Raw genomic sequence first — 21,545 nt, forward strand, 5'->3', positions numbered from 1 at the left:
CTGGCAAGGCGGGAGCGGCGCTGATGTTGCGACTTCTTGGACTGCTGACCGGCTGGGTCCTGCTGCTCCCGCTGGCGCTCGTCATTTACCTTCAGCTGGGCGGGCCGCTCTTCGCCTGGATGACGCCCGCCGCCGGCGTCGCCGCCTCGGTCCCCATGCTCGGCTTCTTCACCGCGGGCGGCGCTGCGATGATCTTCTTCTCGGTCCGCGCCTACTCGCAGCAGCGCGACGACTTCTAACCGGCCGACGCCGCCAAATCGACGATCTCGACCTCCGCGCGCACCGTGTCGTTCCACTCGTTGCGCTTAACGCGGACGGCAGCGTGATACGTCGCATCACGTTTCATCAGCGCCTCGCCGAGCGGGCTCTTCATCGCTCTGAAGGCGATGCCGCCGATTCGCGCCCCGCGTGCGTCTTCGAGCGTGAAGCGCACGTGTTCTTCCTTCACCAGCTTCGCGAACGAGACACGCACGTCCGGCAGCGCAAACACCGGCTCGGGATGCCCCTGCCCGTACGGTCCGATGCGGTCGAGCGCTTCGATCAGCCCAAGATCGATCGCGCCCACGGCGCCGGCGGCGTCGATCGACAGCGCCCGCGCCTCGCCCGCTGCCGCGTTCAATTCCGGCGCCAGCCGCTCGGACAGAAAGTCCTTCAGCTCCTCGACGCGCTCCCACTCCACCGTGAGCCCCGCCGCCGCGGCATGCCCGCCGCCATTGATCAGCAGCCCGGCCTCCTTCGCCGCCGCCACCGCCGCGCCCAGGTTCACGCCCGGCGTCGAGCGGCCGGAGCCCTTCGCCGGCTCGCGCTCGCTGACGCCGCCCAGCACAATCGTCGGCTTCATCAGCCGATCCTTCAGCCGCCCCGCCGCAATGCCGATCACGCCCGGATGCCAACGATGCGAGCCGACGATGACGACGGCGCGCTGCTCCGCTTCGGCCAGCGCCGCCGTCTCCGCTTCCGCCAGCATCTCCGCTTCGCGCGCGCGCCGCTCCTGATTCAGCGCCTCCAGCGTCGCCGCCAACTCGCGCGCCTCGTCGATATCTTCCGTCGAGAGCAGCCGCGTCGCCAGCGACGCGTCGCCCACGCGTCCGCCCGCATTGATGCGCGGGCCCAGGATGAAACCGAAGTCGTAGACCGTGGCTTGGCCTTTCCGTCCCGCATTCTCGGCCAGCGCCGCCAAGCCGATATTCTTGCCATTGCGCAGAATTTTCAGCCCTTGCGAAACGATGGCGCGATTGAATCCCGTCAGCGGCGCCACATCGCACACCGTGCCGATCGCCGCGAGATCGAGCATCTGGATTAAGTCGGGCAGATTGTTCGAACCGATCGAGCCGCGCCGCCGCGCTTCGCGGTTCACCGCCGCCAGCGTCACCAGCACCACGCCCGCCGCGGTGAGATGACCCTGGCCCGATCTGCAGTCCATCCGGTTCGGATTGACCACAGCCCGCGCCTTCGGCGGCTCATGCTGCATCAAATGGTGGTCCAGCACGACCACATCCAAGCCGAGATCGGCGGCAGCGTTCAACGGCCCCTCCGCCGCGGCGCCGCAGTCGACAGTGATGACGAGTTCGACGCCCTCCGCCTTCAGCCGTTCGAACGCGACCACGGACGGCCCGTAGCCCTCCTTCATCCGGTCCGGCACGTAGATCTTCAACTCGCGCCCGCGCGCGCGGAAGTAGCGCACCAGCTGCGCGCCGGACGAGCCGCCGTCGACATCATAATCCGCCAGCACCGCGCACGAGCGGCCGCTGACGATCGCGTCCTCGATCACGCGCGCCGCTTCGTCCATGTCGGCGAAGCTGGACGGATCGGGAAATAGCGCCTTCAGCGTCGGCTCCAGGAAGGTCTCGGCGCCCTCGAGCGCAACGCCCCGCGCAGCGAGCAGGCGCGCCGCGATCTCCGGCAGCGAAAACCGGCGGCGGAACGCTTCGACAAGCGCAAGGTCCGCGTCGCGCGTGCGCCAGCGCCGCCCGGTCAGCGACCGCTCGACGCCAAGAAACGCCGCACTGCGCTCCAGTTGCAGCGCCGCGCTCATTGCCGGTCCGAATCGATTCCCGCCATGGCCCAGCATCGCACAGGATGCGGCCGTTACGAGGCGATTAAGCCGGCTGGCGGATATGCAGCTCGGTAACCGTGTGCGTGGCGCTGTTCATAACCACGGCATTGGTCCGGATCGTGCCGCTATCGAAACGCACTCCGCGGAGCAGCGACCCGGAGGTGACGCCGACAGCGATGAAGATCGCATCCTTGGAAACGAGGTCGTCCAGCGCATAGCGCCGCTTCAGATCCTCGATCCCCGCCGCTTCCGCGCGCATCCGCTCCTGCTCGTTGCGGATCACCAGCCGGCCCTGAAACTGGCCGCCCACACATTTGAGCGCCGCAGCCGCCAGCACGCCCTCCGGCGCGCCGCCTTGGCCGAGATAAAGATCGATGCCGGTCTCGGGCTTGGTGCAATTGATGACGCCGGCGATGTCGCCGTCGTCGATCAGCTGCACGCGCGCGCCGACGCCGCGCAGCGCTTCGATAATCCCGCCGTGGCGCGGCCGGTCCAGCACGCAGACGCCGATCTCCTCCGGCGCCACGCCCTTCGCCTTGGCGAGCTTGCGCACAGTGTCCGCCGCGCCTTCGTCGAGATCGATCAGGTCCGGCGGATAGCCCGGCCCGATCGCGATCTTGTCCATGTACGTGTCCGGCGCGTGCAACAGCCCGCCCTTCGGCGCAATCGCCATCACCGCAAGCGCATTGGCTTTCGCCTTCGCCGTCAGCGTCGTGCCTTCGAGCGGATCGAGCGCGATGTCGAGCTCCGGCCCTTTGCCCGCGCCGACCTCTTCGCCGACATAGAGCATCGGCGCATCGTCGCGTTCGCCCTCGCCGATGACGACGCGGCCCCTGATCGGCATCGCGTTGAGCGCCGCGCGCATCGCATCGACCGCGGCCTGGTCCGCCGCGCGCTCGTCACCGCGGCCGATGAAACGCGCCGCGGCGATGGCCGCCTCGACCGGCGCCCGCGCTAGCATCATCGCCAAATCATTGCTGATGACGCTCATGCCCGGCCCCAGCGCGCGCCGGAGACTTCGACCGGCATCACGTACGGCGGCTCGACCACGACATCGAGCGCCTGCATTGCGTCGACCGCCGCTTCCACCGCAGCGCGCGCGCAGGTCTGCGTCGTCAGCACGATCGGCACCACCGGCCCTTCCGGCGCCGGCATCTGCAGGAAGCTCTCGATCGAGATGCTCTCGTGCGCGAGCCGATCCGAGATCGCCGCTACGACGCCCGGCCGATCCGCCACCATCAGCCGCAAATAATAGCGCCCACGCTCAGCCGGCGTCGCGCGCGGCGCCGCGCTCAGCTGCGCCAGCGGCCGTCCGAACGCATGGCCGGCGCGTCCCTCCGCCAGATCGATCAGATCGGACGCCACCGACGCCGCCGTCGGCCCAGCGCCGGCGCCGCGGCCGATGAACGTCAGCTGTCCCGCGGGCTCTGCGTCCACCACCAACGCATTGAGCGAGCCGCCAATGTTCGCCAGCGGATGATCGAACGCGAGCAAAGCCGGGCGCACATGCATCTCGACGCCGCCTTCGGTCAGCGCGCCCTTCGCCAGCAGCTTGATGCGGAAGCCGAGCTTGCCAGCCATGCGGATGTCGGTCAGCGACACCCGCTCGACGCCTTCGATCCGCACGTGTTCGAAGTCCGGCCGCGTTCCGAACGCGATTGCCGACAGGATCGTCAGCTTGTGCGCCGCATCGAAGCCGCCGACATCCATGGTCGGATCGGCCTCCGCATAACCAAGCCGCTGCGCATCGGCGAGCACGTCGGCGAACGAACGGCCGGACGCCTCCATCTCGGTGAGAATGTAATTGCAGGTGCCGTTCAGAATTCCCGCTACCGCGCTCGCGCGGCAGCCGGCGACGCTTTCCTTCAGCGCCTTCACCATCGGCACGCCGCCGCCAACGGCGGCTTCGAACAACAGCCTGCCGCCGCGCGCTTCGGAAAGCTCCGCCAGCGTCACGCCGTGCATCGCCACCAGCGCCTTGTTCGCGCTGACCACGTGTGCGCCGCGCTGCAGCGCAGTCTCCACCGCGCGCTTGGCCGGCCCATCGCTGCCGCCGATCAGTTCGACGACGACGTCGATGTCCTCTTGCGCCGCCAGCTCCACCGGATCGTCGAACCAGCGATAGGAGCTGATATCGGCGCCGCGGTCGCGCGACCGATTGCGCGCCGAAACCGCGACCAGCTCCATTTTCTCGTTCAGCCGCGCGCTGGGATCGGCGAAAAGCCTCAGCAGGCCGCCGCCGACAGTGCCCAGTCCAGCGATGCCCACCCGCAGCTTGCCCATCGCCTACTCCGCCGACGCAGCCGCGTTCGATTGCAGAAATTTCTTCAGATTGCGCCCCGCCTGGCGGATGCGCTGCTCGTTCTCCACCAGGGCGATGCGCACGAACCCGTCGCCGTATTCGCCGAACCCCGCGCCCGGCGCCACCGCGATCTCGGCGCCCTCCATCAGTCGCTTGGCGAATTCGACCGAACCCAGATGTTTGAACCCCTCCGGCAGCGGCGCCCACACGAACATCGAAGCGCTCGGCTTCGGCAACGTCCAGCCGGCTTTCGCGAAGCTTTCCAGCAGCACGTCGCGGCGGTGCTTGTAGATCGCGCGCATCTCGGCGACACACTCCTGCGGCCCATTCAAAGCCGCCGCCGCCGCCACCTGCACCGGCGTATAGGCGCCATAATCCAGATACGATTTCACTCGCGCCAAAGCCGCGATCAGCCGCTCGTTGCCCAGAGCGAATCCAACCCTGAAACCCGCCATCGAATAGGTCTTCGACAGCGTGTTCACTTCCACGCAGACATCGCTCGCGCCGTCGACCTGCAGCACTGAGGGCGGCGGTTCGCCCTCGAAGTAGATTTCCGAATACGCCATATCCGAGAGCACGAACATTTCGTGCTTACGCGCGAACGCGACCGCATCCTTGTAGAAATCGAGATCGGCCGTCTGCGCCGTCGGATTGGCTGGATAGCACGTCACCATCGCAATCGGCGGCGGCACCGAATGGCGCACCGCGCGCCCCAACCCGCTCAGATACTGCTCCGGCGAATGCGCCTCGATATGGCGGATGACGCCGCCGGCCATGATGAAGCCGAACGCGTGGATCGGATAGGACGGGTTCGGCGTGATGATCGTGTCGCCCGGCGCCGTGATCGCTTGCGCCAGATTGGCGAAGCCTTCCTTCGAGCCCAAGGTCGAGACGATCTGCGTGTCCGGATTGAGCTTCACGCCGAAGCGCCGCTCGTAATAGCCGGCCATCGCCCGGCGCAGCCCCGGAATGCCGCGCGAGGCGCTGTAGCGATTGGTGCGCGGCTTCCGCGCCGTCTCGCACAATTTGTCGACGATGTGCTCCGGCACGGGCAGGTCGGGATTGCCCATGCCGAAATCGATGATGTCGACGCCCTGCCCGCGCAGGCGCGCCTTCAGCTTGTTGACCTCCTCGAACACATAAGGAGGCAGCCGCTTGATCTTGTGAAAATCGCCCATCGAGGCCCCGCGCGGCGAAGCGTCAGTTCGGTTCGTGCGACTGGCGCGCTTCCTCGATGTCCTCGCGCGCTTCGTCGAGGAACTCGGCCGGGCTCTCCGTCGCGCTGGCGGGCGCTGCGCGCGGATGGCTCTGCAGCGCTTCGCGCGCGGCAAGCAGTTCCGCCTCGAGCTCGGCCCAATGCGCCGGATCGGTATTGGCGTCCGTCCCGGTCGGCACGTCGCGGAGGCTCGGATAGGACGGGTCGTTCGCCGCGGTTTCCGCGCTCGCGCAGCCGGCGAGAGCAAGACCAAAGGCGGCGGCGAGCAAACCCAAGCGCATGAACGTCATCCCTGACCCGATTCAGGCCGATAAAACCTCCTAAACCAAGCTCCGCCTTTGCGCCACTGCGCGAAGCGGCATTACATACGCCTCACGGAGATTATCTGATGACGGATGGCGTTGAGCCTGCCCCGAAGCCCAGCGCAGCGGCCCCAGCTAAACCCAAGCGTAAGCGCAAGCCGAAGGCTGCCCCGGCGGCGCCGGCTGCTGCCGCCGCAGCTGCGCCCAAACCACCCGCCGACGCGCCGCCGCCGCTCAACGAAGTGATCATGGCCCAGACCGCCGACAGCCTCGCCGCGCTCTCGGCCAATCTCACCTCGGCGATGACGCGCGCCAACCAGGTTTTCTCCACAGCCTTTATCGATCAGGCCAAGGAAGCCGCGCACTGGCAGCCCGACCCGCTCGGCATGCAGGCCGCGCTGAACGACGTCTGGTCGCACCTCGCGCAGCAGCCCGAAACATTGCGCGAGGCGCACGCGTCGCTCTGGCAGCGTTACGCCGAAATCTGGCAGCGCCACGCCGCCTACATGTTGACCGGCCAGCAGCCGGACGAAGGCCCCGTACGCGACAAGCGCTTCCGTGATCCGGAATGGCGCTCCAATCCCGCCTTCTCGATGCTGCGCGAGTCCTATCTCGTCACCGCGCAATTCATTACCGACCTCGTCGACCGCGCCGAAGGCGTCGACGACGCCGTCAAGCGCAAGGCCGCGTTCTACATCAAGCAGGCCGTCGACGCCGCTTCCCCCTCCAACTTCCTGATGACCAATCCCGCGGCGTTGCGCGCGCTCTTCGCCACACACGGCGAAAGCCTGCGGCACGGCGTCGAGAATCTCGCGGCGGATCTGAAGCGCGGCGAAGGCGTGCTGGCAATTTCGCAAACCGATCTCGACGCCTTCAAGGTTGGCGTCAACGTCGCCACCACGCCTGGCAAAGTCGTCTTCCGCAACCGCGTGTTCGAACTGCTGCAGTACAGCCCGAGCACCGAGACGGTGCACGAAGCGCCGCTGCTGATCTTCCCGCCCTGGATCAACAAGTTCTACATTCTCGATCTCCAGCCCAAGAACTCGATGATCAAATGGCTGGTGGACCGGGGCCACACCGTCTTCCTCGTCTCCTGGGTCAATCCGGGCGAGGACATGGCCGATGTCGGCTTCGAGGACTACTTGCGCGAAGGCGTCTACGCCGCCGTCGATGCGGTGGAGAAAGCCACCGGCGTCGATCGCATGAACACGGTCGGCTATTGCGTCGGCGGCACGCTGCTCGCCGCGGCGCTGGCGCACATGGCCAAGATCGGCGATACGCGCATTCAGAGCGCGACCTTCTTCGCCAGCCAAGCCGATTTCAAAGCCGCCGGCGACCTGCTCGTCTTCTCCGACGAACAAGGCATCCGCTTTCTCGAAGACAAAATGGAAGCGCATGGCGGCGTCTTGGACGCCCAGACCATGGCCGACACCTTCAACGCGCTCCGCTCCAACGACCTCGTCTGGAACTACGTCGTCGACAATTACTACATCGGCAAACAGCCGCCGCCGTTCGACCTGCTCTACTGGAACGCCGATCAGACGCGCATGCCGAAAGCGCTACACCTCTTCTATCTGCGCAAATTCTACCGCGACAATGCGCTGACCAAAGGCGAGCTCGAACTGCTCGGCGAAAAGCTCTCGCTGAAGGACGTGAAGATTCCCGTCTTCATGCAAAGCTCGAAGGAAGACCACATCGCCCCGTGCGCCAGCGTCTTCAACAGCGCCCGCGCCTTCGGCGGCCCAGTCGAGTTCATCATCGCCGGCTCCGGCCACATCGCCGGCGTGATCAATCACCCCGACGCCAAGAAGTACCAGTATTGGATCGGCGAGAAACTGCGCGACGGCCTGCCCGAATGGCAGACCGAAGCGAAAGAGCACCCCGGCTCCTGGTGGCCGCACTGGGACGCCTGGCTCCGAACCTGCAGCGGCCCCGACGTTCCCGCCCGCACGCCGGGCGAAGGCGGCCTCCCCGTGCTCGGCGACGCGCCGGGCGATTACGTGAAAGTGCGCTCGGACGCGGCGTGAGGCATGTCGCAAACAGTATCAATCGACGGCGTTGCTTCCACCCCTTCCCGGGGCGACGCGAAGCGTCGAACCCGGGACCCATAAACACCGCGGTTTCGATAAAAGACTGCGATAGTCGTGTTTATGCAGCCTTAGCGGCGCAGATGCGAGGATAGACGGCGCGTCTATCCCCCTAAACAGCTGGCGATTTCCTTGATCATTCAAGCGCCAAGCTGCGCGCTTGGGCGATTCAATCCGACCGCCGTCGATCGCGGTTATGATGCGCGGCAAATGCACATCAGCCGCCGACCCCGCCAACATCCCCGCTACGCCAGGTTCTTCGCCTGGCTGATCGGCGTGCTGTTCTGGGCTGCGTGCGGTTCGCTCGATCCGCGCGCCGATCGCCGTCACCGGGCGCGCTACGGCTCCTACTCCGTCGCGCGGCTCACCCGCGCCGTGCGCGATCTGATCCTGCTGCGCGCCGCCGACTTCATGCGCCGCCCAAGGGTCGTTCCGTCCAACCGCCAGTTCGCTCGCGCCGGCTTCAGGCGCCGCACCGGCGTCCCGCTGACGCTGCGCCGCATCGCCGGCGCCTGGCTGCGCACGCGGCTGCGCCAGCATCGCGGCGTCGGCCGCATCCTTCATCTCATCGGCGTGCTCAGCCGCATCGACGACTACGCCCGCGCCGTGGCCGCACGCAGCACGCGCTTCATGCGCCTGCATCCGCTGATCCCCGTCCGCCCGCCGGCCGCGCGCGTGCGCAATCTCGCGGCGCACACGCCGCGCGCCGCCGATTCCTCATAATTGAAGGTTCGCCCGTACAAACTTTCTCCGCCGCGCGAACACCGTTCGCCGCGGGCGCCCGCGCACGTCCCTCGCCCCGCAAAGCGGGGGAGGGACAGCGGCGAAGCCGCAGGGAGGGGGACAGTGAAGATGCGCGGAGAACGTATGTCCCCCTCCCCCAACCCCTCCGCCGCTTCGCGGGACGAGGGGAGTTAAAGCCCCGCCGTCTCCTCCAGCCCCAGCGCGATGTTCAGATTCTGCACCGCCGCGCCGCTCGCGCCTTTGCCGAGATTGTCCAGCACCGCCACCAGCCGCGCCTCCGCCTCATGCCCGAACACGTAGAGCTTCATCTCGTTGGTGTCGTTCAGCCGCTCGGGATCGAGCGTCTTCAATGCGGCAGCTTCCTCGAGCGAAGCCACCGTGACGAAGCGTTCCCCCTCGTAGAATTGCGTGAGCTCTGCGTGCACGTCGGCCGGCCTCGGCTTGCGGGGCAGCGCCCAGAGCGGCAGCGGCACTTCGACAATCATGCCTTTGTAATAGCGCCCGACGCTCGGCTGAAAGATCGGCCCGCGCGCGAGCCCAGCGTACGCCTTCATCTCCGGCACGTGCTTGTGCTGCTGCGCCATCGCGTAAATGCGATACGGAACGCGGGTGAAGTTCGGCGACGCTTCGTCCTCGAACTCCGCGATCATCGCCTTGCCGCCGCCCGAATAGCCGGAAACGGCATTGACGCTCAGCGGCCAATCGCGCGGCGCAATTCCCGCTTCCACCAGCGGCCGCACCAAAGCGATGAACCCGGTCGGATAGCAGCCCGGATTGGAAATCCGCTTCGCCGCCGCGATCTTCCCCCGCTGCTCCTTCGCCATCTCGGCGAAGCCGTACGTCCAGCCTTCAGCAACCCGATGCGCCGTCGACGCATCGATCACCTTCACCGCATCGTTCTCGATCAGCGCCACCGCCTCGCGCGCCGCCTCATCCGGCAGACACAGGATCACCGCATCGACGGCGTTGAGGAGTCGCTTACGCTCGTCCGCATCCTTGCGCTTGCCCGCATCGATCGAAACCAGCTCGATATCGCGCCGCCCCTCCAGCCGCTCGCGAATTTGCAATCCGGTCGTGCCGGCTTCGCCATCGATGAAAACTTTAGGAGCCAATCGCCCATCCCCACCAACCGAGCATGTACCCAGTCACATGCACTACAAACCACGCAAAACCAGCGATCATCACCACCAGTAGCGCGACATGCAGCCAAAAGAAGATCGGCGTTTCCTCGCGCGTTACAGGGGCGCCGCTATACGTTCGCTGGTGCAGAACCCGTCCGGAGGAAATGTAGCGCCAGATCATCACCAATTGGATCACAATCGCTCCAAGTCCCAGAGCAGCGATCCCGGCGTACTTGGGCCAATCAGCGATCATGGCGACTCCAAAAAACAAAACGGGCGCTTCCCCTTCGAGAAGCGCCCGTCGAGACCAGATGCAGAAAGCGATTAGCGCTTCGAGAACTGGAAGCTCCGGCGCGCCTTGGCGCGGCCGTACTTCTTACGCTCGACCACGCGCGGATCGCGGGTGATGAAGCCGGCGTGCTTCAATGCGGGACGCAGCGCCGGCTCGTAATCGGCGAGCGCCTTGGAGATGCCGTGCCGCACCGCGCCGGCTTGGCCCGAAAGGCCCGAACCGACCACCGTGCAGATCACGTCGAACTCGCCTTCGCGCTCGGTGACCTTGAACGGCTGATTGATCATCATCCGCAGCACCGGGCGCGCGAAGTACGCATCGCTCGGCTTGCCGTTGATGGTGATGTTGCCCTTGCCCGGCTTCACCCAAACGCGGGCGACGGCGTTCTTGCGCTTGCCGGTCGCGTAAGCGCGGCCGAACTGGTCGACCTTGCGCTCGCGCGGCTGAGCGATGTGCTCCGTGCCCGTGCCGGGCTGACGGCCGGTGAGTTCGCCGAGCGACTCGAGGCCTTGGCTGATGTCAGTCATGGTTTAGCCGATCCTCGAATTTTTGCGGTTCTTCGACTTGAAGTCGATCGTAACGGGGTTCTGCGCCGCGTGCGGATGCTCGGCGCCGGCATAGACGCGCAGCTTCGCGAGCTGCTTGCGCGCCAGCGGGCTTTCCTTCGGCATCATCCGTTCGACGGCTTTCTCGACGACGCGCTCGGGATGCTTGCCGCTCAGCACCTTGCCGGCGACGCGCTCCTTGATGCCGCCCGGGTGGCCGGTGTGGCGATAATAGACCTTGTCGGTCAGCTTCTTGCCGGTGAACGCCACCTTCTCCGCGTTGATCACGACGACATGGTCGCCGGTGTCGACGTGCGGGGTGAAGTCCGCGCGATGCTTGCCGCGAAGGCGCAGCGCGATGAACGAGGCGAGACGGCCGACCACCGCGCCTTCGGCGTCCACCACGATCCAGCCGTGGGTGACTTCCGAGGCCTTGGCCGAGCGCGTCGAAGTAGTGCGCATGGGTATGGGTCCTGAAGAAACGAAGGCGCGCGTTTATTGCAGCGCAGAAATCGCGTCAAGCGGAGATGTTTTTACGTTTCAGATCAGACTATTAGTTGTGTGGTATTTTACTACGCCGATAGATTACCGCCACGCCGCCCGCGCCGAGACCAGCGCCGCCATCCACAGAACCACCGCGCCCATCTGGTGAATCAGGCTCAGCCAAAGCGGCGAGGCCCAAATAACGGTCAGCACGCCGAGCCCCGCCTGCAGCAGCGCCATGGCCCCGACCGCCAGCGCCGCCCAGCGCGCGGCCCCCTGCCCGCGGATCAGCCCCGCCAGCGCCACGGCCAACGCTACGAGAGCGACCGCATACCCCGTCGTCCGGTGCAACAGATGCTGGGTCGCGTGATCTTCGGTGAAGTTCGCCCAGAACGGCTCCAGCATGAACGCGCTCGACGGAATCCACTCGCCGCCGATCCACGGCCAGTCCGCGTACGCCGCCCCGCCGCGCGAGCCCGCGAGCAAGGCGCCGAGCATCACCTGCACGAAGATCAGGCCCATGAGCGCGAACGGCGCCCAGCGCGGCAGGCCGAGCTTTGCCTTCTCCCGCGGCCAAGCGAATGCGCCGAGCGCCACCCAGAGCCCCAGCGCCAGAATGACGAGCGCCATGCCGAGATGGATCGCGAGCCGCACCGGACTCACGTCGAGACCGGAGAAGAGCCCGCTCGTCACCATCCACCAACCGATCGCGCCCTGCAGCGCGCCGAGCGCGAACAGTGCAAACGTCACGCGAAATCGCCCGCGCAAGCGGCCGGTGAAGAAGAAGAACAAAGCCGGCAGCACGAACACGGCGCCGAGCAGCTTGCCGAGGAAACGGTGCCCCCATTCCCACCAATAGATGTACTTGAACTCGGCGAGCGTCATCTCGCTATTCTGTTCCTGGAACTCGACCGTGCGCTGATAGAGCCCAAACTCTTCAGCCCAGCGCGCATCGGTCAGCGGCGGCGTGAGCCCCTTGGTCAAATCCCACTCGGTGATCGAGAGCCCGCTGTCGGTCAGCCGCGTCGCGCCGCCGACGAGAATCATGGCGATTACCAGCGCGCAGACGACCAAAAGCCATCTGCCGACCCACACCTCGCGCGGGGGCCAAATGTCGTCGCTGCTCATGCCTTGCGGGTTCCTCTTCCCGCACCCATAGAACCGGCGAAGCTTGACGGAAAGGCGGCGAGCCGCCGCGTAGGAACGGCCTATGGACATCCGCACGCGCAAGGCCATCGGCTGCGCCGGCCTTCTGGCCTATCTGGCGGTCTATGCCGTGCTGGCGGCCACGCTCGGCGCTTATCTCCTGCCGATCCTGCCGTTCTGGGCCGAGCTCATCTTCTACGCGGCGGCCGGTATCGTCTGGATCTTCCCGCTGAAACCGCTGTTCGCCTGGATCAATCGCACATAGCAAAACCGCCCCGGAGCGAGGCTCCGGAGCGGCTTCATTCTGTGACGTCACACGCCGGCTTAGTTGCCGAGGATGAGGCCCAGGATCACGCCCGTGGCGATGCCGACGAGCAGAACCTCGCCGCGGTCGTCACGCACGTAGTGGTAGCCGCGCGGCGGCTGGCGATAGCCGTGCCGGCGCCAATCGACTTCACGATAGTGCTCCCGCGCATAGTACGGCAGCCGATCGCCGCGACGCCATTGCTGCCATGCCGGGCGATAGTCGCCCCGGTGCAGGTGCTGGTAGGACGGCTCGCCATAATAGAAACGGCCGCCGAGATAGTAGCCGTTGTGTTGCTGGCGATTCCAGCGTTGGGCGCGACGCAGCTCGCGGCGCTCTTCGCGCAGATCGCGGCGCGCATCGCGCACGTCGCGGCGTTCTTCGCGGACGCTGTCGCCGCGCCACGATTGCGCGCTCGCCGCGCCGACGCTCAGCGGGCCGGCGATCACCAAAGCCGCGAGAGCGGTTGTCATAAAGCGTTTCATTGGGTGCTCCTCAAGTCGACGAGACCTCGTATCTCGTTGGGCGCGAAGATAGCCCGCTGCGCTGAACCGCCTCTGAGGGCCTGTGTCAGAGCGCGCCCAGAGAGGCGCCAATCTGTGCCGAACCAGCGCTTCGACACGATTTGTCACAACAAAACCGCCGCGCAGCAGAGGGAACTTTTCCGGAGGCCGCACGTTCGGTCCCCGCTGCATGGCGTTATCGAATTTCAAGGGGTGCGATCGCGCAGCGAGGCGGTTAAAGGATGGCTATGCGCGCGACGCACAATACCGCTGAATTGTCCACACCATTCGCCGCTCCGCCTCGCTTGCACGTCCGCGAGAACGCCCTGTTTCTCGATCTCGACGGCACCTTGGTCGACATTCAGGAGCGTCCGCACGCCGTGCACGCATCGCCCACGCTCAAAGCGTTGCTGCGGCGCGTGAGCGACATCATGTCCGGCGCCATTGCCGTCGTCACCGGCCGCTCGCTCGGCGATCTCGACGAGATTCTTGAAGGCGCGGTGGATCACGCCGCCGGCGTGCACGGCTTCGAGATCCAGCGCGGCTCACGCATCACCCGCGATCAGATCGAACTGTCGCAACTCGCCGCCGCACGCACCGACGTGCGCCACCTGCTGCAGCAGCACGAACTGCCGGCGCTGGTCGAAGACAAGCACGCCAGCCTTGCGCTGCACTATCGCCATATCCCCGACGCGGAGGAAACGGTGCAGCGCATTGTCCGCGAGATCGCCGCCAAGTGCGGGCTCCGCGTGTTGCAAGGCAAGATGGTGGTCGAGCTCATCGCCACCGCACGCACCAAAGGCTATGCCGTCACCGTGCTGATGGCGGCGCCGCCCTTCACCGGCCGCACGCCTATCGCGCTCGGCGACGACCGCACCGACGAGGACGCGTTCTCAGCCGTCAAGCGCATGGGCGGCTTCGGCGTTCTCGTGGGCGAGCCGCGCCCCAGCCACGCCGATTTCGTCCTCGCGGGACCAGCCGCGGTCGCTGCGTGGCTCGACTCCGGTCTGCGTGCGGCATGAGCTGCGATCTCGATCTTTCGCCGATCGGCAATTGCGCGGCGAGCGCGCTGGTCGATCGCCAAGGCCGCTTCGTGTGGGCCTGCACGCCGCGCGTCGATGGCGATCCGATGTTCTGCGCCCTGCTCTCCGGCCGCGATCCTGACGAGCAGCAATTCGGCATCTGGGCCATCGACCTCGTCGACCAGATCAAGGCGGAGCAATCGTACGAACGCAACACGCCGATCCTTGTCACCACTCTGGAAGACGCGCGCGGCAACGTCGTCGAGATCGTCGACTTCTGCCCGCGCTATCGCCGGCGCAACCGCACCTATCGGCCGCTCGCCTTCGTCCGCATCGTCCGCCCGGTCAAAGGCGCGCCCCGCATCCGCGTGCGCCTCAATCCCGCCGTCGAGTATGGCGCCCGCGCCGCGGCCCGCACGTCGGGCACGAACCACATCCGCTACCTCGTGCCCGGCACGCTGCGCCTCACCACCAATGCGCCGGTGTCGAACATCCTGGAAGAACGCGTCTTCCGCCTCGAAACCGAAACCGTGTTCTTCCTCGGACCGGACGAGGATTTCGGCGAAGACCTGATCGCCACCACCCGCGCCATGCGCGAGAACACGCGTTTCTATTGGCGCAATTGGGTGCGCATGCTGGCGACGCCGCTGGAATGGCAGGCCGATGTCATTCGCGCCGCGATCACGCTGAAACTCTGCGTCTACGAAGAGACCGGCGCCATCGTCGCGGCGCTGACCACCTCATTGCCCGAAGCGCCGAACAGCGGCCGCAACTGGGATTATCGCTTCTGCTGGTTGCGCGACGCCTATTACACGGTCCAGGCGTTGAACCGTCTCGGCGCCGCCGACATCCTCGAAGGCTATCTCGTCTATTTGCGCAACATCATCGATGCGACGCCGAGCGGACGCATCCAGCCGGTCTACGGCGTCGGCATGGAGCCGATCCTGCAGGAAGCGGAGATGACCACGCTCGCCGGCTATCGCGGCATGGGGCCGGTGCGCATCGGCAATCAGGCGCACGAGCACCACCAGCACGATGTCTATGGCCAGATCGTGCTCTCCACCGTGCAGGCCTTCTACGACACCCGCCTTTTCCGCCCCGCGGGCATGGACGACTTCCTTTCGCTCGAAAGCGTCGGCGACCGCGCCTACGACGTCTACGACAAGCCCGACGCCGGTCTCTGGGAATTCCGCGGCCGGGCCGCGCCGCACACCTATTCGGCGATCATGTGCTGGGCGGCCTGCGACCGACTCGCCAACGCCGCCCACAAGCTCGGCGCCGAAGAGCGCGCCGCCCACTGGCGCAAGCGCGCCGACGAAATGCGCGCCAAAATCGAACGCGAAGCCTGGAATGAAAAGCTCGGCCGCTTCGCCGCGACGCTTGGCGGCGCGGAGATGGACGCGAGCCTCTTGCAGGCGCTGGACACCCGATTCCTCGCCGCTGACGATCCGCGCTTTCTTGCGACGCTCGACCATCTCGAACGCGATCTGCGGCGCGGCAATTACGTGATGCGCTATGCCGACGAAGACGATTTCGGCAAACCGGAAACGGCGTTCAATTTCTGCACGTTCTGGCTGATCGAAGCGCTCTACCTGGTCGGCCGCCGCGACGAGGCGCGCGACCTCTACGAACACATGCTCGCGCGCCGCACCAATGCGGGACTGCTGTCCGAGGACTGCGATCTCGTCACCGGAGAAGCCTGGGGCAATTATCCGCAGACCTATTCGCTTGCCGGCATGATCAATTGCGCCGTGTTGCTCAGCGACGGCTGGAGCACGGTGCGATGAGCCGTCTCATCGTCGTCTCCAACCGGGTGAGCCCGCCCGGCCCCGAAGGCGCTTCGAGCCAGGGCGGCCTCGCCATGGCGATCAGCGCCGCGCTCCGCGAATATAGCGGCATCTGGTTCGGCTGGAGCGGCCAGTCGACGCCGCAATACACCGGCCAGATTTCGGTGCAGCGCGCCGGCGGCGTCACCGTCGCAACGATGGATCTCGAAGAACAGGACATCCAGGAATACTACAACGGCTACGCCAATAGGACGCTCTGGCCGCTCTTCCATTATCGCATCGACCTCACTCAGTACGAGCGTTCGTACGGCTCTGGTTATGCGCGCGTGAATGCGCGTTTCGCCGAAATGCTGATGCCGCTGATCGCGCCGGACGATCTGATCTGGGTGCAGGACTATCACCTGATTCCGCTCGGCCGCGAATTGCGCGAACGCGGCGCCAAGAACGCGATCGGCTTCTTCCTACACATTCCCTGGCCGGCGCGCGAACTGATGGCGACGTTGCCGCGGCACCGCCAACTCGTCGAAGCGATGTTCCACTACGACGTGATCGGCTTCCACACCGAGGAATGGAAGAACGCTTTCATCAGCTACGTGCTCTATGAAGCCGGCGGCATGCAGGTGTCCGATGGGAGCCTCCGCGCCTTCGGCCGCACGACGCTGCCGCAAGCCTTCCCCATCGGCATCGATGCGCAAGGCTTCGTTGCGCTCAAGCAGTCGGACGCCGGCGTTGAAAGCTATTCCCGCGTGCAGGAGAGCAAACTCGGGCGTAAGATGCTGCTAGGGGTCGACAGGCTCGATTATTCGAAAGGCATCGAGGAACGCTTCCTCGCCTTCGAACGGCTGCTGAGCGAGCACCCGGAGATGAAGCAGGAGATCTTTCTCCTGCAGATTTCGACGCCCACGCGCAGCGAAGTCGACGCCTACCAGGACATGGTCACGCGCCTCGATGCGCATTCCGGTCGCATCAACGGCGCCTTCGCCGAGATGGATTGGATTCCGATCCGCAACGTCCACCGGGTGCATTCGCGCGAAGAACTCGCCGGCATCTACCGCGCCGCCGATGTCGCGCTGGTGACGCCGCTGCGCGACGGCATGAATCTGGTCGCCAAGGAATTCGTCGCCGCCCAGGACGAAGAGGATCCCGGCGTGCTGGTGCTCTCGCGCTTCGCCGGCGCCGCCCAGCAAATGAAGGAGGCGCTGATCGTCAACCCGTTCAGCGTCGAAGACGTGGCCGACGCCATCCGTAAGGCCCTCGCCATGCCGGTCGAAGAGCGGCGCAATCGCTGGCGCGCGCTGATGGACGGGGTCGAGCGCGAAGACATCCTCGCCTGGCGCGACAGCTTCGTCGCCAGCCTCGAAGCCGCGCGCGAGCGCACCGCCAAGCCGCCGAAGCCCGCCCGCATTGCGGCCCCGCGCCGGGAAGGCTAAGAGGTCGCTCCCGCGGTGCCCAGTGGCGTCGCGGCCGGCACGGAGCGTAGCGCAGCCCGGTTAGCGCACCAGTCTGGGGGACTGGGGGTCGGGAGTTCGAATCTCCCCGCTCCGACCATCTTTCGCTTATTGCGGCGGTTCGGCTTCGACGATGACCCGAGCGCGGCGGCGGACAGGGACGTTGAGCCCGTCTTCCGTCACCGCCCCACGCTCGCCGGCGGCGGCGACCGTCATGCGCGAACGCGGCCAGCCGACGCGCTGCGAGAGATATTCGGCGATCACCTGCGCGCGCTGCTCGGAAACTTCGTCGTTGCTGACGGCCCCGCCCCGCGCATCGGTCTCACCGATAACACGGACTTCGCGGATCTGGCAGCCGCGCACGGCCTCGCCCATCCCGTCCATCACCTGGCGCGCCTCCTCGCTGAGCTCGGCGCCTTGTCCGACGAAATAGATGTTGAAGTCGCGCTGGTAACAATTGGCCGGGTCGAACGGCGCCGCGGCTTCTTGCGTCGCCGCGCAGGCCGAAAGCAGGGCGGCGGAAGCGCACGCCAGGATCAATGGTCTCAACATGAGCTCTCCCCCGAAAGCGATTAGCCTTTGGCGCGTCCGCTGCTGCCGCCCTTCTCCACGAACTCGCGCAGCATCTGCGACGGCCGGAATGTCACCACCCGGCGCGGCGTGATCGGCACTTCCTCGCCGGTCTTCGGATTGCGGCCGATGCGCTGGCGCTTGGCGCGGACGTTGAAATTGCCAAAGCGCGAGAGCTTCACCGTCTCGCCCTCGATCAGAGCGTCCTGCATCATTTCGAGCATGCGGCTCAGCAGCCGGTTGGCGTCTGCGCGCTGCATATTAGCGCGCCGGGCCAGCGCCTCGACCAGATCGGCGCGCGTGACAGTCTTTTCCGACACCGGAGCCCCCTCCGCTGCACGCTCGCAAAGCGCGTCCGGAAAAGCTAGTCGTCTCGGTAGCTTAGGTCAAATCTTGCGGCGCGTTCACATGCGCACCAGGGCCGCGCCCCAGGTGAGGCCGCCGCCGAGCGCCTCCATCAGCACCAAATCGCCGGGTTTGATGCGCCCGTCGCGCACCGCAACGTCGAGCGCCAGCGGCACCGAAGCGGCGGACGTGTTGCCGTGAACAGCGACGGTGGACACCACCTTTTCGGGGTCGATGCCGAGCCGGCGCGCGACGCCGTCGAGAATGCGCTGGTTGGCTTGGTGCGGCACGAACCAGTCGACCGTGTCGATCAAAATTCCGGCGCGCGCGCAGGCCTCCAGCATCGCTCCGGAGATATGCTCCACCGCGTGCCGGAACACGGCGTTGCCGACCATGCGCACTTTGCCGATCGTCTTCGTCTCGGAGACGCCGCCGTCGACATAGAGCAGGTCGTGCATACGTCCGTCGGTGCGCAGGAATGTCGAGATGACGCCGCGTTCGCCGGCGTTCTCCTGCGCCTCGAGCACCACGGCGCCGGCGCCGTCGCCGAAGAGAATGCAGGTGCCGCGATCCTCCCAATCGACGATGCGCGAGAACGTCTCCGACCCGATCACCAGCGCGCGCTTGGCCTGATTGCGAGCGAGAAAGTTGTCAGCAGTCGCCAACGCGAACACGAAACCGGAGCAGACGGCTTGGAGATCGAATGCGGCGCCCTCGCTAATGCCGAGCTCGGCCTGCACGCGTGCGGCGGTGGCGGGAAAGGTGAGATCGGGCGTCGTCGTCGCGACGATGACGAGATCGATGTCCTTCGCCTCCCGTTCCGCCATTTTAAGCGCGTTCAGGGAGGCGATGCAGGCGAGATCGGACGTCTTTTCGTCATCCGCTGCGATGCGGCGCTCACGGATGCCGGTGCGTTCGATAATCCATTCGTCACTGGTGTCGACGCGCTGCGACAGCTCTGCGTTCGTGAGCACGCGCTTCGGCAAATAGCTGCCGACGCCCAGCAGGACAGAGCGCATCAGCCTGCTTCCTCTTCCGAGGCTGCGGGATGAGAGGCGCGCGCAAGCCGCTTCAAGTTGCTGGCGATCTCTTCGCGGTAGTGGCTGCGCGCCATCTTCTCGGCGACGCCGATCGCCGCCGCGAAGCCGCGGGCGTTAGCGCCGCCATGACTCTTCACCACAAGGCCGTTGAGGCCGAGGAAGAGCGCGCCGTTGAAGGTGCCTGGATCCATGCGCGCACTCAGCTTCTTGAGAGCCGGATACGCGATCAACGCGCCGAGCTTCGCCAAAGGTCCGCTGGTCAGCGCTTCACGGAGCAGCTGCCCGACGAGGCGCGCGGCGCCTTCTCCGGTCTTCAAGGCGATATTGCCCGTGAAGCCGTCGGTGACGACGACATCGACCGTGCCCTTGGAGATATCGTCGCCTTCGACGAAGCCGCGGAAGTTCAGATCGACGCCGGCTTCGCGAATGAGCTTGGCTGCGGCGCGGATCTCCTCGTGGCCCTTTTGATCTTCAGAACCGACATTGAGCAACGCGACGGACGGGCGCTCGGCGCCGGAGACCGCGCGCTGCAGCGCCTCGCCCATGATGGCGAACTCGACCAATTGCTCGCTGTCGGCTTGAACATTGGCGCCGACGTCGAGGATGACGACGTACCCCCCGCTCGCCGCCGGCCAGCGCGCCGCCAGCGCCGGGCGATGCACGCCCTCCATCGTGCGCAGGCGGAACATCGAGATGGCCATGAAGGCCCCGGTGTTGCCGGCGGAAACGACGGCGTTGGCCTCTCCGGTCTCCACCGCGGCGATGGCGTTCCAAAGGCTGGAGCCCTTGCCCTGGCGCAGCGCTTGGCTGGGCTTGATCTCCATCCCGATGGCCTTCTCGGCCGGCACGATCTGGGAGACGGCCTTCGCGTTCGGGTGCTTCTCCAGCAGAGCCGCCAACCGGCTCGGATCGCCGTGGATCAGGTATCGCGCCCCGCTATTGGCGCGCGCGGCGATGTCCACACCTTCCACCACAATGTCGGGCGCGTGATCGCCACCCATCCCGTCAATGGAGAGAACGAGACCGTCGGCCATAAAGTGCGATTGTCCTGATTTCCCAACGGCCTGGGGCGCCGCAGGGCGCGGACCATAGTCCCCAAGGCCTCGATTGCCAAACTTGGTTTCAGCGCGGGGGCGAGGGCCAGCCATCCGGTTGCAGTAGGGCGGAGGCGGGCCGCTCAGCCTGCGCGGCGGCGGCGTTCAGCACGAAATCCGTCAACGGACCCGCTTCGGCGACAAGGGTGTTACGGGCGATCGCCTCCCCGAGGGCGGCGCCGTCGCCGGCCTCGACCGCGGCGGCATAGGCGCCCAGCCGGCCGTAGAAATCCCCCGCCAGCTTATGCATCCGCTTGGGCACAGCGGTGTCGCTTACGCCGGTTTCGCGGAGCCCAGCGTCGAACTGGCGAAAGAGCTGATCGGTGAAGGCTTGCGCCAACGGCGCCAATTCGCCCTCCCGCTGCAGGCGCATCAGCGCCAAAGACGCGATGAGCGTCATCATCTCGAAACGACCTTCGAGCGTGTCCGGCGCGCGCCCCGGGCCAAAGAAGGCAGGATTGCGGCTAACGGCGGTGACGATCTCGAGCAGCTGCTCGGCGTCCGTCTCCGCGCGTGACCGGCGAAATGGCCAAATCGGCATGCCCCGAACCTGTGCTCCCCTCTTGCCCGTCCGCGCGGTCCGCCTTACCCGTGAACCCCTGTTTGGGCGGACACGCCCGCGAGGTGAACTCATGAATCGCGGCTTCTTGCGTCTTTCGGCAGCAGCAGCTCTGGCCGTCGCCGCCGCCACGGCGGCGTGCGCGCCGGTGCAGACCTACAATGGCTTTCGCTCCGACCGCAACAACGAGGAAATCCCCGATCCGCAAGTCGGCGTCGACACGCGCGACACGGTCATGCAGCGCTTCGGCTCGCCCTCCACGACGGCCATTTTCGATCAGACCGCGTGGTATTATGTGAGCTCGGTGCAGGAGCGTGTGGCGTTCTATGAGCCGCGCACGATCGACCGCCGCGTCATGGTGGTGCGCTTCGACGGTGAGACGGTTTCCGGCGTCGAGAAGTACGGCCTCGAGCGCGGCCGCATCGTCGCCTACAACGATGACGTGACGCCGACGCGCGGGCGCGAGCTGGGCGTGCTCGAACAGCTGCTCGGCAATGTCGGCCGCGCTCCGCCGATCCGCGAAGAAGAACGCGGCGGGCGTCCGAACCGCGACTGATCCCGCAAGACAAGTCGAAAAAA

The 21,545-nt window shown here is 66.3% G+C and carries 24 protein-coding genes and 1 tRNA gene; 9 read left to right on the top strand and 16 right to left on the bottom strand.

All coding sequences use genetic code 11. The annotated features are described in order from the left end of the window. Nucleotides 1-23 precede the first annotated feature (23 nt). Nucleotides 24-239: a hypothetical protein gene (locus tag VEA80_RS00370; protein ID WP_325058693.1), complete on the top strand. Its 216-nt coding sequence runs from the start codon at nucleotides 24-26 to the stop codon at nucleotides 237-239. Here VEA80_RS00370 and recJ read toward each other — a convergent pair. The 5 genes from recJ to VEA80_RS00395 form a co-directional block, all read right to left on the bottom strand. Beyond that, complete coding sequence (recJ, locus tag VEA80_RS00375; protein ID WP_325058694.1) at nucleotides 236-2,035, bottom strand: single-stranded-DNA-specific exonuclease RecJ; 1,800 nt, start codon at nucleotides 2,033-2,035, stop codon at nucleotides 236-238. The genes VEA80_RS00370 and recJ overlap by 4 nt on opposite strands. Nucleotides 2,036-2,099: 64 nt before the next feature. Beyond that, complete coding sequence (gene glpX / locus VEA80_RS00380) at nucleotides 2,100-3,047, bottom strand: class II fructose-bisphosphatase (protein WP_325058695.1); 948 nt, start codon at nucleotides 3,045-3,047, stop codon at nucleotides 2,100-2,102. Next, a complete protein-coding gene (locus VEA80_RS00385) occupies nucleotides 3,044-4,339 on the bottom strand; it encodes a homoserine dehydrogenase (protein ID WP_325058696.1) in 1,296 nt (431 codons plus the stop codon). Before VEA80_RS00385 ends, glpX begins: the two co-directional genes overlap by 4 nt. 3 nt (nucleotides 4,340-4,342) lie before the next feature. Continuing rightward, on the bottom strand, nucleotides 4,343-5,536 hold the full coding sequence (locus tag VEA80_RS00390; protein WP_325058697.1) for an LL-diaminopimelate aminotransferase: 1,194 nt from the start codon (nucleotides 5,534-5,536) through the stop codon (nucleotides 4,343-4,345). Between the two features lie 22 nt (nucleotides 5,537-5,558). After that, nucleotides 5,559-5,855 carry a hypothetical protein gene (locus tag VEA80_RS00395; RefSeq protein WP_325058698.1) on the bottom strand — a complete coding sequence of 99 codons (297 nt, stop codon included), beginning with the start codon at nucleotides 5,853-5,855 and terminating at the stop codon, nucleotides 5,559-5,561. A gap of 107 nt (nucleotides 5,856-5,962) precedes the next feature. Between VEA80_RS00395 and phaC the strand changes: the two genes are divergently transcribed. Together phaC and VEA80_RS00405 are read left to right on the top strand one after the other, a co-directional pair. Next, nucleotides 5,963-7,903, top strand: coding sequence for a class I poly(R)-hydroxyalkanoic acid synthase (gene phaC, locus VEA80_RS00400; protein ID WP_325058699.1), 1,941 nt, complete (start codon nucleotides 5,963-5,965; stop codon nucleotides 7,901-7,903). 192 nt (nucleotides 7,904-8,095) lie between these two features. Next, on the top strand, nucleotides 8,096-8,686 hold the full coding sequence (locus VEA80_RS00405; protein ID WP_325058700.1) for a hypothetical protein: 591 nt from the start codon (nucleotides 8,096-8,098) through the stop codon (nucleotides 8,684-8,686). A gap of 191 nt (nucleotides 8,687-8,877) precedes the next feature. Here VEA80_RS00405 and argC read toward each other — a convergent pair whose 3' ends face one another. From argC to VEA80_RS00430, 5 genes are all read right to left on the bottom strand, one after another. Continuing rightward, entirely contained in the window at nucleotides 8,878-9,819 is a 942-nt protein-coding gene (argC, locus tag VEA80_RS00410; RefSeq protein ID WP_325058701.1) for an N-acetyl-gamma-glutamyl-phosphate reductase, read from the bottom strand. Next, nucleotides 9,809-10,081, bottom strand: coding sequence for a hypothetical protein (locus tag VEA80_RS00415; protein WP_325058702.1), 273 nt, complete (start codon nucleotides 10,079-10,081; stop codon nucleotides 9,809-9,811). Before VEA80_RS00415 ends, argC begins: the two co-directional genes overlap by 11 nt. Nucleotides 10,082-10,152: 71 nt before the next feature. Further along, on the bottom strand, nucleotides 10,153-10,647 hold the full coding sequence (gene rpsI, locus VEA80_RS00420; RefSeq protein WP_349257186.1) for a 30S ribosomal protein S9: 495 nt from the start codon (nucleotides 10,645-10,647) through the stop codon (nucleotides 10,153-10,155). Between the two features lie 3 nt (nucleotides 10,648-10,650). Next, nucleotides 10,651-11,127: a 50S ribosomal protein L13 gene (gene rplM / locus VEA80_RS00425; RefSeq protein WP_325058703.1), complete on the bottom strand. Its 477-nt coding sequence runs from the start codon at nucleotides 11,125-11,127 to the stop codon at nucleotides 10,651-10,653. A gap of 123 nt (nucleotides 11,128-11,250) precedes the next feature. Next, entirely contained in the window at nucleotides 11,251-12,276 is a 1,026-nt protein-coding gene (locus tag VEA80_RS00430; protein WP_325058704.1) for a COX15/CtaA family protein, read from the bottom strand. 82 nt (nucleotides 12,277-12,358) lie between these two features. Between VEA80_RS00430 and VEA80_RS00435 the strand changes: the two genes are divergently transcribed. After that, nucleotides 12,359-12,559, top strand: a complete 201-nt coding sequence (locus VEA80_RS00435) for a DUF2842 domain-containing protein (RefSeq protein ID WP_325058705.1) — start codon at nucleotides 12,359-12,361, stop codon at nucleotides 12,557-12,559. Between the two features lie 59 nt (nucleotides 12,560-12,618). On the opposite strand, the gene VEA80_RS00440 is transcribed toward VEA80_RS00435, so the two are convergent. After that, the gene (locus VEA80_RS00440; protein ID WP_325058706.1) at nucleotides 12,619-13,071 is read right to left on the bottom strand and encodes an RcnB family protein; all 453 of its coding nucleotides are present in this window, start codon (nucleotides 13,069-13,071) and stop codon (nucleotides 12,619-12,621) included. A gap of 272 nt (nucleotides 13,072-13,343) precedes the next feature. On the opposite strand from VEA80_RS00440, the gene otsB reads away from it, so the two are divergent. The 4 genes from otsB to VEA80_RS00460 all read left to right on the top strand — a co-directional run bounded on the left by otsB (nucleotide 13,344) and on the right by VEA80_RS00460 (nucleotide 17,458). After that, complete coding sequence (gene otsB / locus VEA80_RS00445; protein WP_325058707.1) at nucleotides 13,344-14,123, top strand: trehalose-phosphatase; 780 nt, start codon at nucleotides 13,344-13,346, stop codon at nucleotides 14,121-14,123. Next, entirely contained in the window at nucleotides 14,120-15,910 is a 1,791-nt protein-coding gene (locus VEA80_RS00450; RefSeq protein ID WP_325058708.1) for a glycoside hydrolase family 15 protein, read from the top strand. Before otsB ends, VEA80_RS00450 begins: the two co-directional genes overlap by 4 nt. Beyond that, a complete protein-coding gene (gene otsA / locus VEA80_RS00455) occupies nucleotides 15,907-17,340 on the top strand; it encodes an alpha,alpha-trehalose-phosphate synthase (UDP-forming) (protein ID WP_325058709.1) in 1,434 nt (477 codons plus the stop codon). Before VEA80_RS00450 ends, otsA begins: the two co-directional genes overlap by 4 nt. Before the next feature lie 40 nt (nucleotides 17,341-17,380). Continuing rightward, nucleotides 17,381-17,458 (top strand) — tRNA-Pro (locus VEA80_RS00460). Nucleotides 17,459-17,466: 8 nt separating this feature from the next. Here the strand turns inward: VEA80_RS00460 and VEA80_RS00465 are convergent. The 5 genes from VEA80_RS00465 to VEA80_RS00485 all read right to left on the bottom strand — a co-directional run bounded on the left by VEA80_RS00465 (nucleotide 17,467) and on the right by VEA80_RS00485 (nucleotide 20,948). Further along, complete coding sequence (locus VEA80_RS00465; protein ID WP_325058710.1) at nucleotides 17,467-17,910, bottom strand: OmpA family protein; 444 nt, start codon at nucleotides 17,908-17,910, stop codon at nucleotides 17,467-17,469. A gap of 20 nt (nucleotides 17,911-17,930) precedes the next feature. After that, entirely contained in the window at nucleotides 17,931-18,248 is a 318-nt protein-coding gene (locus tag VEA80_RS00470; RefSeq protein ID WP_325058711.1) for an integration host factor subunit alpha, read from the bottom strand. An 84-nt stretch (nucleotides 18,249-18,332) separates the two neighbouring features. Continuing rightward, nucleotides 18,333-19,292, bottom strand: coding sequence for a beta-ketoacyl-ACP synthase III (locus tag VEA80_RS00475; protein ID WP_325058712.1), 960 nt, complete (start codon nucleotides 19,290-19,292; stop codon nucleotides 18,333-18,335). Then, on the bottom strand, nucleotides 19,292-20,347 hold the full coding sequence (plsX, locus tag VEA80_RS00480) for a phosphate acyltransferase PlsX (protein ID WP_325058713.1): 1,056 nt from the start codon (nucleotides 20,345-20,347) through the stop codon (nucleotides 19,292-19,294). The genes VEA80_RS00475 and plsX overlap by 1 nt, the downstream gene beginning before the upstream one ends. A gap of 88 nt (nucleotides 20,348-20,435) precedes the next feature. Continuing rightward, nucleotides 20,436-20,948 carry a ubiquinol-cytochrome C chaperone family protein gene (locus VEA80_RS00485; RefSeq protein WP_325058714.1) on the bottom strand — a complete coding sequence of 171 codons (513 nt, stop codon included), beginning with the start codon at nucleotides 20,946-20,948 and terminating at the stop codon, nucleotides 20,436-20,438. Nucleotides 20,949-21,039: 91 nt separating this feature from the next. Between VEA80_RS00485 and VEA80_RS00490 the strand changes: the two genes are divergently transcribed. Then, nucleotides 21,040-21,522, top strand: coding sequence for an outer membrane protein assembly factor BamE (locus tag VEA80_RS00490; RefSeq protein WP_325058715.1), 483 nt, complete (start codon nucleotides 21,040-21,042; stop codon nucleotides 21,520-21,522). Nucleotides 21,523-21,545: the final 23 nt, after the last annotated feature.

The sequence above is a fragment of the Vitreimonas sp. genome (assembly GCF_035627415.1).
Taxonomy (GTDB): Bacteria; Pseudomonadota; Alphaproteobacteria; order Caulobacterales; family Aquidulcibacteraceae; genus Vitreimonas.

What these genes read in the sequence shown, in the direction of transcription:
- VEA80_RS00370 (WP_325058693.1), top strand. Translation starts at nt 24, where the DNA reads ATGTTGCGACTTCTTGGACTGCTGACCGGCTGGGTCCTGCTGCTCCCG.
- recJ (WP_325058694.1), bottom strand. Translation starts at nt 2,035, where the DNA reads ATGAGCGCGGCGCTGCAACTGGAGCGCAGTGCGGCGTTTCTTGGCGTC.
- glpX (WP_325058695.1), bottom strand. Translation starts at nt 3,047, where the DNA reads ATGAGCGTCATCAGCAATGATTTGGCGATGATGCTAGCGCGGGCGCCG.
- VEA80_RS00385 (WP_325058696.1), bottom strand. Translation starts at nt 4,339, where the DNA reads ATGGGCAAGCTGCGGGTGGGCATCGCTGGACTGGGCACTGTCGGCGGC.
- VEA80_RS00390 (WP_325058697.1), bottom strand. Translation starts at nt 5,536, where the DNA reads ATGGGCGATTTTCACAAGATCAAGCGGCTGCCTCCTTATGTGTTCGAG.
- VEA80_RS00395 (WP_325058698.1), bottom strand. Translation starts at nt 5,855, where the DNA reads ATGCGCTTGGGTTTGCTCGCCGCCGCCTTTGGTCTTGCTCTCGCCGGC.
- phaC (WP_325058699.1), top strand. Translation starts at nt 5,963, where the DNA reads ATGACGGATGGCGTTGAGCCTGCCCCGAAGCCCAGCGCAGCGGCCCCA.
- VEA80_RS00415 (WP_325058702.1), bottom strand. Translation starts at nt 10,081, where the DNA reads ATGATCGCTGATTGGCCCAAGTACGCCGGGATCGCTGCTCTGGGACTT.
- rpsI (WP_349257186.1), bottom strand. Translation starts at nt 10,647, where the DNA reads ATGACTGACATCAGCCAAGGCCTCGAGTCGCTCGGCGAACTCACCGGC.
- rplM (WP_325058703.1), bottom strand. Translation starts at nt 11,127, where the DNA reads ATGCGCACTACTTCGACGCGCTCGGCCAAGGCCTCGGAAGTCACCCAC.
- VEA80_RS00430 (WP_325058704.1), bottom strand. Translation starts at nt 12,276, where the DNA reads ATGAGCAGCGACGACATTTGGCCCCCGCGCGAGGTGTGGGTCGGCAGA.
- VEA80_RS00435 (WP_325058705.1), top strand. Translation starts at nt 12,359, where the DNA reads ATGGACATCCGCACGCGCAAGGCCATCGGCTGCGCCGGCCTTCTGGCC.
- VEA80_RS00440 (WP_325058706.1), bottom strand. Translation starts at nt 13,071, where the DNA reads ATGACAACCGCTCTCGCGGCTTTGGTGATCGCCGGCCCGCTGAGCGTC.
- otsB (WP_325058707.1), top strand. Translation starts at nt 13,344, where the DNA reads ATGGCTATGCGCGCGACGCACAATACCGCTGAATTGTCCACACCATTC.
- VEA80_RS00450 (WP_325058708.1), top strand. Translation starts at nt 14,120, where the DNA reads ATGAGCTGCGATCTCGATCTTTCGCCGATCGGCAATTGCGCGGCGAGC.
- otsA (WP_325058709.1), top strand. Translation starts at nt 15,907, where the DNA reads ATGAGCCGTCTCATCGTCGTCTCCAACCGGGTGAGCCCGCCCGGCCCC.
- VEA80_RS00465 (WP_325058710.1), bottom strand. Translation starts at nt 17,910, where the DNA reads ATGTTGAGACCATTGATCCTGGCGTGCGCTTCCGCCGCCCTGCTTTCG.
- VEA80_RS00475 (WP_325058712.1), bottom strand. Translation starts at nt 19,292, where the DNA reads ATGCGCTCTGTCCTGCTGGGCGTCGGCAGCTATTTGCCGAAGCGCGTG.
- plsX (WP_325058713.1), bottom strand. Translation starts at nt 20,347, where the DNA reads ATGGCCGACGGTCTCGTTCTCTCCATTGACGGGATGGGTGGCGATCAC.
- VEA80_RS00485 (WP_325058714.1), bottom strand. Translation starts at nt 20,948, where the DNA reads ATGCCGATTTGGCCATTTCGCCGGTCACGCGCGGAGACGGACGCCGAG.
- VEA80_RS00490 (WP_325058715.1), top strand. Translation starts at nt 21,040, where the DNA reads ATGAATCGCGGCTTCTTGCGTCTTTCGGCAGCAGCAGCTCTGGCCGTC.